This window comes from Sphaerisporangium dianthi (genome assembly GCF_042654065.1).
In the GTDB taxonomy this organism is placed as follows: domain Bacteria; phylum Actinomycetota; class Actinomycetes; order Streptosporangiales; family Streptosporangiaceae; genus Sphaerisporangium; species Sphaerisporangium dianthi.
Genome location: NZ_JBHSFP010000078.1, coordinates 1 through 9,816 on the forward strand (window position 1 = coordinate 1; position 9,816 = coordinate 9,816).

The 9,816-nt window shown below is 73.6% G+C and carries 2 protein-coding genes; both read left to right on the forward strand.

Annotated features, from left to right (window positions below; all coding sequences use genetic code 11):
• The first annotated feature begins 35 nt into the window (after nt 1–35).
• Nucleotides 36–6,236: a type I polyketide synthase gene (locus ACFO60_RS40420; protein ID WP_380852730.1), complete on the forward strand. Its 6,201-nt coding sequence runs from the start codon at nt 36–38 to the stop codon at nt 6,234–6,236.
• A gap of 56 nt (nt 6,237–6,292) precedes the next feature.
• Nucleotides 6,293–9,816, forward strand: a 3,524-nt coding sequence (locus ACFO60_RS40425) for a type I polyketide synthase (RefSeq protein ID WP_380852733.1), incomplete at its 3' end; no start/stop codon positions are given.

The window sequence follows — 9,816 nt, forward strand, 5'->3', positions numbered from 1 at the left end:
CGCTGGCCTACGGTCTGTGGGGTGGCGAGGTGGGGATGGGCCAGTGGCTGGCCGATGCCGACCTGGAGCGGATGCGCCGCCAAGGCCTGCCGCCACTGACCGTGGACGAAGGACTGGCACTGTTCGATGAGGCGGTCGCCTCCGGCCAGGCCAGCCTGGTCCCCCTGCACATCGACACCGCCGCCCTGCGCGCCCGGACCGACGAGGTGCCCGCCGCGCTGCGCGGCCTGGCGCACCGCCCCGCCCGCCGTACGGCCGCCGCCCGGACCGCGGGGTCCGGCGCAGGCATGCTCCAACGGCGGCTCGACGGGAAGAGCGACGCCGAGCGCGACCGGATCCTCCTGGAAACGGTGCGCACGCACGTGGCCGCCGTGCTGCAGCACGCCGGGCCTGAGCAGGTCGACCCGGACCGGGCGTTCCGCGAGCTCGGCTTCGACTCGCTCGCCGCGGTCGAACTGCGCAACCGGCTCGCCACCGCGACCGGCCTGACCCTGCCCGCCACCCTGGTCTTCGACCATCCGACCTCGAGGGCCGTGGTGGCCTACGTCACCTCGCGACTCGCCCCGGCCCCGCAGGCGGCGCCGGTGACGGCGGCCGTCGCGCCGGTCCCGGCCGACGACCCGATCGCGATCGTCGCCATCAGCTGCCGGTTCCCCGGCGGCGTACGGTCGGCGGAGGAGCTGTGGCGGCTGGTGGCCGACGGCCGCGACGCCGTCGGGGACTTCCCGGCCGACCGTGGATGGCCCGGTGACCGCATCTACGACCCCGAGCCGGGCGTGCCCGGCCGGACCTACGTCCGCGAAGGCGGCTTCCTCTACGACGCGGCCGAATTCGACCCGGAGTTCTTCGGCATCTCGCCCCGCGAGGCGCTGGCCATGGACCCGCAGCAGCGGCTGCTGCTGCAGGCGTCGTGGGAGGCGTTCGAGCGCGCCGGCATCGACCCGACGTCCATGCGGGGCAGCCAGACGGGTGTGTACGCCGGCGTGATGTACCACGACTACGGCACGCGGGCGCAGGACCTGCCCGAGGACCTCACGGCCTATCTGGGCAACGGCAGCGCGGGAAGCATCGCGTCCGGACGGGTCTCCTACAGCCTCGGACTGGAGGGCCCGGCCGTCACCGTCGACACCGCCTGCTCCTCTTCGCTGGTGGCCCTGCACATGGCCTGCCAGGCGCTGCGCTCGGGCGAGATCACGATGGCCCTGGCCGGCGGCGTGACGGTGATGCCCTCCCCGGAGATCTTCGTCGACTTCAGCCGGCAGCGGGGCCTGGCCGCCGACGGCCGGTGCAAGGCGTTCGCCGAGGCGGCCGACGGCACCGGCTGGGCCGAGGGCGTCGGGCTGCTGCTCGTCGAGCGGCTCTCCGACGCGCGGCGGCTCGGCCACCCGGTGCTGGCCGTCGTGCGCGGCACCGCGATCAACCAGGACGGCGCGTCCAACGGCCTGACCGCGCCGAACGGCCCATCGCAGCAGCGAGTGATCCGGCAGGCGCTGACCAACGCCGGCCTTGACGTCGCCGACGTGGACGCCGTGGAAGGGCACGGCACCGGCACCAGGCTCGGCGACCCCATCGAGGCGCAGGCTCTGCTCGCGACCTACGGCCAGGGGCGCGGCGAGGACCGTCCGCTGTGGCTCGGGTCGATCAAGTCCAACATCGGGCACGCCCAGGCGGCCGCCGGCGTCAGCGGCGTGATCAAGATGGTCATGGCGCTCCGCAACGGAATGCTGCCGAAGACCTTGCACGTGGACCGGCCGACGCCCCAGGTGGACTGGGCGGAGGGCGCGGTGCGGCTGCTCACCGAGGCGCGCGAGTGGCCGCGGAACGGGCATCCGCGCCGGGCCGGGGTGTCGTCGTTCGGGCTCAGCGGCACCAACGCGCACGTGATCGTCGAGGAGGCGCCGCAGACCGGCGCCGCTCCGGCCCCCGCCGCGACAGCCGACGCCGGGACCACCGACGCCGGGACCACCGACGCCGCGACTGCCGGCACCGGCGCTTCGCCGGTGTCCGGGCAGTCGCCGGAACCGGTGCTCGTGCCGCTGGTGGTCAGCGCGAAGAGCGGCGACGCCCTGCGGGCGCAGGCCGACCGGCTGAAGGCCCACCTCCAGGCCAACCCGGAGCAGCCGATCGCGGATGTCGCGTACTCGCTGGCCACCACCCGCGCCGCGCTGGCGCACCGCGCCGTCGTGCTGGCCCAGGACCGGGACGGCGCGCTGCGCGGCCTCGCCGGGGTCGCCGGCGGGCGCGAGACGGCCGAGACCGTCACCGGGACGGCCGCCGCCGACGGCCTGACCGCCTTCGTCTTCTCCGGTCAGGGCGCGCAGCGGCTCGGGATGGGCCGGCGGCTGCACGAGGACTTCCCCGCGTTCGCCGCGGCCTTCGACGCGGTCGTGGCCGAGCTCGACGGCCACCTCGACCGCCCCCTGCGGGAGGTGCTGTGGGAGGACGGGGCCGAGCTCGACCAGACGGTCTACGCCCAGGCCGGGATCTTCGCGGTCGAGGTCGCCCTGTTCCGGCTGTTCGAGTCGTGGGGCGTGCTCCCCGACCTGCTGATGGGCCACTCGGTGGGCGAGCTGGCGGCCGCGCACGCCGCCGGCGTGCTGTCCCTCGCCGACGCCTGCACGCTGGTGGCCGCCCGCGGCAGGCTGATGCAGGAACTGCCCCCCGGCGGCGCCATGATCGCACTACAGGCGACCGAGGAAGAGGTCCTGCCGCTGCTGACCGGCCGGGTCGCCCTGGCGGCCGTCAACGGCCCCGCCTCCGTCGTGATCTCCGGTGACGAGGACGCCGCCACCGCGGTGGCGGCCCGCTTCGCGGCCGACGGACGCAAGACGAGCAGGCTGCGCGTTTCGCACGCCTTCCACTCGCCGCTGATGGAGCCGATGCTGGAGCGGTTCGAGCGGATCGCGCGCGAACTCGACTACCGGCCGCCGCGCATCCGCGTGGTGTCCAACGTGACCGGCGCCGTCGCGACGGCCGAGCAGCTGACCTCGCCCGAGTACTGGGTCCGGCACGTCCGGGAGGCCGTGCGGTTCGCCGACGGCGTGCGATGCCTGGCCGGCGAAGGCGTGACCCGCTTCGTCGAACTGGGACCGGACGCGGTGCTGGCCGCGATGACGGAGGCGTGCCTGGACGACCCCGCCCTGATCGTCGTGCCCTCGCTGCGCAAGGACCGGCCGGAGACCGGGACCCTGATGGCGGGGCTGGCGCGCCTGCACGCCACCGGATCGGGCCCCGACTGGCTCCGCTTCTACGCCGGGCAGGACGTGCGCCACGTCGAGCTGCCGACCTACGCGTTCGAAAGGCGGCGGTTCTGGCTGGACGCGCCCGCGGCGGCCACCGGCGACGTGGCGGACATCGGGCAGCGGGCCGCGGGACATCCGCTGCTGAGCGCCGTGGTGGTCTCGCCCGAGTCCGACGGCGTCGTGCTGACGGGACGGCTGTCCATCGAGACGCACCCCTGGATCGCCGACCACGACGTGCTGGGCACCGTGCTGCTGCCCGGCACCGGCTACGTGGAGCTGGCGCTGCGGGCCGGCGAGGAGGTCGGCTGCGAGGTCATCGAAGAGCTGACCATCGAGGCGCTGATGCCGCTGCCGCCGACCGGCGGCACCGCGATCCAGGTCGTGGTGGGCGAGCCCGGCGACGACGGGCGCCGCTCGCTCGCGATCTACTCCCGCGTCGAGGACGCGCCCGAACACGTCCAGTGGACCCGGCACGTGTCCGGCGTCCTCGCCGAGGAAGGCAGGCCCGACGTCACGCCGGAGTCGTTCGACGTGGGCTACCGCGCCTGGCCGCCGGAGGGCGCCGAGCAGGTCGACATCAGCGACGTGTACGACTACCTGACCGCGCAGGGCTACCACTACGGCCCGATGTTCCGCGGCCTGCGGGCGGTCTGGCGGCGCGGCAGCGAGATCTTCGCCGAGGTGGCGCTGCCGGACGACGCCCGCCAGGCGGCGGCCCAGTTCAGGGTCCACCCCTCCCTGCTGGACGCGGCCCTCAGCGCTACCGACTTCCTCAACGGCCGCAAACCGCAGGACGTCGGCGCCTCGCAGCTGCCCTTCTCCTGGACCGGGGTGTCGCTGCACTCGGGCGGCTCGTCCCGGCTGCGGGTCCGGATCAACTGGGTCGGCGCGGACACGCAGGTCGGATCGGACGCGGTGCAGCTCGACCTCGCCGACAGCGTGGGAAATCCCGTGCTGTCGGTGGGATCGCTGGTCGTCAGGGCCGTGACGCCCGACCGGGTGGCCGCGGCCGCGGCCGCCTCCACCGGGACGAGGCTGCGTGAGTCGATCTATCAGGTCGGGTGGACCCACCTGCCCCTGGGCGCCGCCGGCGACGCCGCCATCGGCGACTGGGCGGTGGCGGGAGCCGACACGTTCGGGCTCGGCGCCCGCGTGCCCGTGTTCGGCGACCTCGCCGGCCTGGCCGCGGCGATCGGCGCGGGCACGCCGGCGCCGGAACTGGTGCTGTACTCCTGTCCGGCCGCGGATGGCGACGTGCCGGTCGCGACGCGGTCCGTCCTGGACGACGTGCTGGCCACGCTGCGCTCCTGGCTCGCCGACGAGCGCTTCGCCGCCTCCCGCCTGATGGTCGTCACCCGGGGGGCGGTGTCCCTCGACGGCGAAGCGCCGGACCTTGTCCAGGCGCCGGTGTGGGGCCTGGTGCGCTCGGCCCAGCAGGAGAACCCGGACCGGTTCACGCTGGTGGACCTCGACAAGGACGCGGACCACGCCGCCGTGCTGCCCGCCCTCGCGGCGCTGGGCGAGCCCGAGCTCGCCGTGCGCGGCAGCGAGGTACGCGTGCCCCGCCTCACCGGAGTGCCCGCGGGCGACGCCGCGGCGCCCGCGCCGTGGGACCCCTCCGGCACCGTCCTGATCACCGGCGGCACCAGCGGGCTGGGCGCCGTGGTGGCCCGGCACCTCGTCTCCGTCCACGGAGTCCGCCACCTGCTGCTGGCCAGCCGCAGAGGCGCCGCCGCGGAGGGAGCCGGCGAGCTCACGTCGGAACTGTCCGCCCTCGGCGCGACGGTCACCGTGGCCGCCTGCGACGTCGCCGATCGGGCGGACGTGGCCGGGCTGCTCGCGGGCATCCCCGCCGAGCACCCCCTGCGGTCCGTCGTGCACGCGGCCGGCGTCATGGAGAACGCGCTGATCGGCACGCTGTCGCGCGGGCAGATGGACCGGGTGCTCCGCCCCAAGATCGACGGCGGGTGGCACCTGCATGAGCTCACAAAGGACATGGACCTGGCGTCGTTCGTGCTCTTCTCGTCGGTGTCCGGCCTGGTGATGGGGGCTGGACAGGGCAACTACGCGGCGGCCAACCGGTTCGCCGACGCGCTCGCCTCGCATCGCCGGTCGGCCGGGCTTCCCGCCACCACGCTGGCCTTCGGCCTCTGGACGACGCAGACCGGGCTCGGCCTCACCGGACCCGGCGGGACCGGCGTGGACGCGGACGCCGAGGAGCGGCGCATGGTCGGCCTCGGGCTGCCGCCGATGTCGTCGGCCGAAGGGCTCGTGCTGTTCGACGAGGCGGTCGGAGCCGGCCGGCCGATGCTGGTCGTCATGCGCGTCGACGCCGCGGCACTGGCGGACGCGGCGGCCACGGGGCCCGCGATGCTCCGCGAGCTGGCCAAGGGCCAGGCACGGCGCCGCCCCGAACGCACCCCGGCCCCCCGGGCCTCCCGAGCCGACGGCGCGGGCACGGGCACGGGCGGCGGAGCCGTCACGCTCGAACAGCGCCTCGCCGGCCTCGGCGAGCAGGAACGCGGCCGCGTCCTGCTGGACCTGGTCCGCACCCACGTCGCCGCCGTCCGCCACGACGAGCCGGACGCGATCGACATGAGCAGGGGATTCACCGAGATGGGCCTGGACTCCCTGGCCGCCATCGAGCTGCGCAACCGGCTCCAGACGGCCACCGGACTGCGGCTGCCCGCCACCTTGATGTTCGACTACCCCAACCCCGGCACGCTGGCCGCCTTCCTCCTCGCCGAGTTGCTGCCCGGCATCGCGGAGAGCCCTGTGGCCGACCCGGAGGAGAGCTCGATCCGCCGGACGCTCGAATCCATCCCGGTCGCGAGGCTGCGGGAGTCGGGGCTGCTCGACGCGCTGCTGCGCCTCGCCGCCCAGGACGAGGCGGGCATGCCGGCGCCCGGCGCCGACCACAGCGAAGAGATCAAGAGCATGGACGTCGACGACCTGGTGCGGGCGGCGCTCGCCGGCGCCGACGGCGACCTCTGAGCCGCACTCGGCACATAACGCGACCACTGGCCGCTGACCAGAGAGACGGTTTCACCATGGGCACATCTGTCGATCAGATCGTCGAGGCGCTGCGCAAGTCGATGCTGGAGAACGAGCGCCTGCGCCGGCAGAACGGCATGCTCACCGCGGCCGCGACCGAGCCGATCGCGATCGTCGGCATGGCCTGCCGCTACCCCGGCGCCGTGACCACCCCCGACGAGCTGTGGCGGCTCGCGGCGGACGGAGTGGACGGCGTCGGACCGTTTCCCGCCGACCGCGGCTGGAACCTGGACGGCCTGTACGACCCGGAGCCGGGCAAGCAGGGCAAGAGCATCGCCCGCGAGGGCGGATTCCTCTACGACGCGGCGGACTTCGACGCCGCCTTCTTCGGCGTCTCCCCTCGGGAGGCGCAGGCGATCGACCCGCAGCAGCGGCTGCTGCTCGAAGTCGCCTGGGAGGCGTTCGAGAGCGCAGGGATCGACCCCCAGTCGCTGCGCGGCAGCCGGACGGCGGTCTACGCCGGGGTGATGTACCACGACTACGGCGCGGGCACCAGCGACGGCAGCCTGGTCACCGGGCGGGTCGCCTTCACGCTCGGGCTCGAAGGCCCGGCGGTGACCGTGGACACCGCCTGCTCGTCATCGCTGGTGGCGATCCACCTGGCGAGCCAGTCCCTCCGCAGGGGCGAGTCGTCGCTGGCTCTCGCCGGCGGCGTGACGGTGATGACCACCCCGGACATGTTCGTCTACTTCAGCGGCCAGCGCGGCCTGGCGCGTGACGGCCGGTGCAAGTCGTTCTCGGCGGCGGCCGACGGCACCGGCTGCTCCGAGGGAGCCGGACTGCTCGTGCTGGAGCGGTTGTCGGACGCGCGGCGTAACGGGCATCCGGTGCTGGCGGTGGTGCGCGGGTCGGCGGTCAACCAGGACGGCGCCTCCAGCGGCCTGACCACCCCCAACGGTCTGGCCCAGCAGCGGGTGATCCGCCAGGCTCTCGCCGACGCGGGACTGCCGGCGTCCGAGGTGGACGCGGTGGAGGCGCACGGGACGGGTACGACGTTGGGTGATCCGATCGAGGCGCAGGCGTTGCTGGCCACCTACGGACAGGACCGCGACCGCCCGCTGTGGCTGGGATCGATCAAGTCGAATCTCGGGCATACGCAGGCGGCCGCGGGTGTGGCCGGCGTGATGAAGATGGTGCTGGCGATGCGCCATGGGGTGCTGCCGAAGACGCTGCATCTGGAGCAGCCGAGCTCGCAGGTGGACTGGTCGGCGGGCGCGGTGGAGTTGCTGACCGACGCCCAGGAGTGGCCGCGGAACGGGCATCCGCGGCGGGCGGGGGTGTCGTCGTTCGGTATCAGCGGCACCAACGCGCACGTGATCGTCGAGCAGGCGCCGGAGGCCGAGGAAGCGGCCGCCGATCCGGGCGCGGCGCCCGGCACCTCTCTGGGCGCCCTGCCATGGGTGCTGTCGGCGCGGTCGGTGGCGGCGTTGCGTGCGCAGGCTGAGCGGTTGTCGGTGTTCGTGGAGTCGAAGCCGGGGCTCGGTCTGTCTGATGTGGGTTTCTCGCTGGCGACTTCGCGTGCGGCGTTGGAGCATCGTGCGGTCGTGGTGGGCCGGGATCGCGATGAGTTGGTGCGGGGTCTGGGCGCGCTGGCGTCGGGTGGTGTGGATCCGGGTGTGGTGGTGGGTCGTGCTCGTGGTGAGGGTGCTACGGCGTTGGTGTTCACCGGTCAGGGTGCGCAGCGGCTGGGTATGGGCCGGGAGTTGCACGCCGAGTTCCCGGTGTTCGCCGAGGCGTTCGACGCGGCGGTGGCCGAGCTGGACGAGCACCTGGCCCCGCATGTGGCTCGTCACCTGGCTTCGGCTGGGCTCGTGGACGGCCAGATGGCTGGGCAGGTCGACGGCCAGGCGGACGACCAGGCGGCTGGGCAGGCGTCGGGTCGGGTGGCTGGGCTGGTGGGCGGCCGGCTGACCGGCGATGCGGCTGTTTCGCTGCGGGATGTGCTGTGGGGTTCCGACGCCACGGCGCTCGATCGGACGGTGTTCGCCCAGGCAGGGCTGTTCGCTTTTGAGGTGGCGCTGTTCCGGCTGGTGGAGTCCTGGGGTATTCGTCCGGACTTCGTCGCCGGTCATTCGATCGGTGAGATCGCCGCGGCGCACGTGGCGGGGGTGTTGTCGCTGGCGGACGCGGCGGCCCTGGTGGCGGCGCGTGGCGTGTTGATGCAGGCTCTGCCTTCGGGTGGGGCGATGGTGGCGATCGGCGCCGGCGAGGAGGAGGTCGCGGCGGCGCTGGAGGCGTTGCAGGCGCGGTCCGGGGGTGCGGCGGGGTCTGCGCTTGTGGGGATAGCGGCGGTGAACGGTCCCGCGTCGGTGGTGGTGTCGGGGGATGAGCGGGCGGTGCTGGAGGTCGCCGGGGAGTTCGAGGCGTCCGGGCGTAAGGTGCGGCGGCTTCGAGTGTCGCATGCGTTCCATTCGCCGTTGATGGATCCGATGCTGGCGGAGTTCGCCTCGGTGGTGGAGGGGCTGTCGCTGAACGAGCCGCGTATTCCGGTGGTGTCGGCGTTGACCGGTGAGGTGGCCGAGGGGCTGGACACACCTGGCTATTGGGTGCGGCATGTGCGTGAGCCGGTCCGGTTCGCCGATGCGGTGCGCACTCTTGAGGCGAAGGGTGTGTCGCGGTTCGTCGAGGTCGGTCCGGATGCGGTTTTGTCGGGGATGGGGCCTGACTGTGTTGCCCAGGACGGTGAGGCGGTGTTCGTGCCGTTGGTGCGTCGGGGCCGGGTGGAGCCGGTGTCGGTGGTTTCGGGTGTGGGGCAGTTGCATGCGGTGGGTGTGGGGGTGGACTGGTCGGCGTTGTTCGCCGGGACCGGTGCCCGCCGGGTGGACCTGCCCACCTACGCCTTCCAGCACAAGCGCTACTGGGTCGATGACCCGGCGGTCGCCGATGTGAGCGCCGCAGGACTGGTGGCGGCGGAGCATCCGCTGCTGGGTGCCGTGGTGCCGTCCGCCGAGTCGGACGGCGTGGTGCTGACGGGATCGCTGTCGACCGGAGCGCATCCGTGGCTGGCCGATCACGCGGTACATGGGGTGGTGCTGCTACCAGGCACCGCGTTCGTAGAGCTGGCGGTCCGCGCCGGCGACGAGGTCGGTTGCGGCGTCGTGGAGGAACTGATCCTCGGGACGCCGCTGGTGCTGCCGGAGCGGGGCGCGGTCGCCGTCCAGGTCGTGGTGGGTGCGTCGGACGAGTCGGGCCGCCGTTCGGTGCGCGTCTACTCGCGGGAACCGGGAGCGGAGTGGACGTCGCATGCTGAGGGTGTGCTCGCGCCAGGGGGCGAGGCGCCGTCGTTCGACCTGACGGAGTGGCCGCCGGCCGGAGCCGACCCCGTAGGGGTGGACAAGGTTGACAAGCTGTACGACGTTCTGCGCGCTCAAGGCTACGACTACGGGCCGACCTTCAGGGGGGTTCGTGCTGCGTGGCGGCGTGGGGGTGAGGTGTTCGCGGAGGTGGCTTTGCCGGAGGGTGCGTGGGGTGATGCTGGGGGGTTTGGTGTGCATCCGGCGTTGTTGGATGCGGTGTTGCA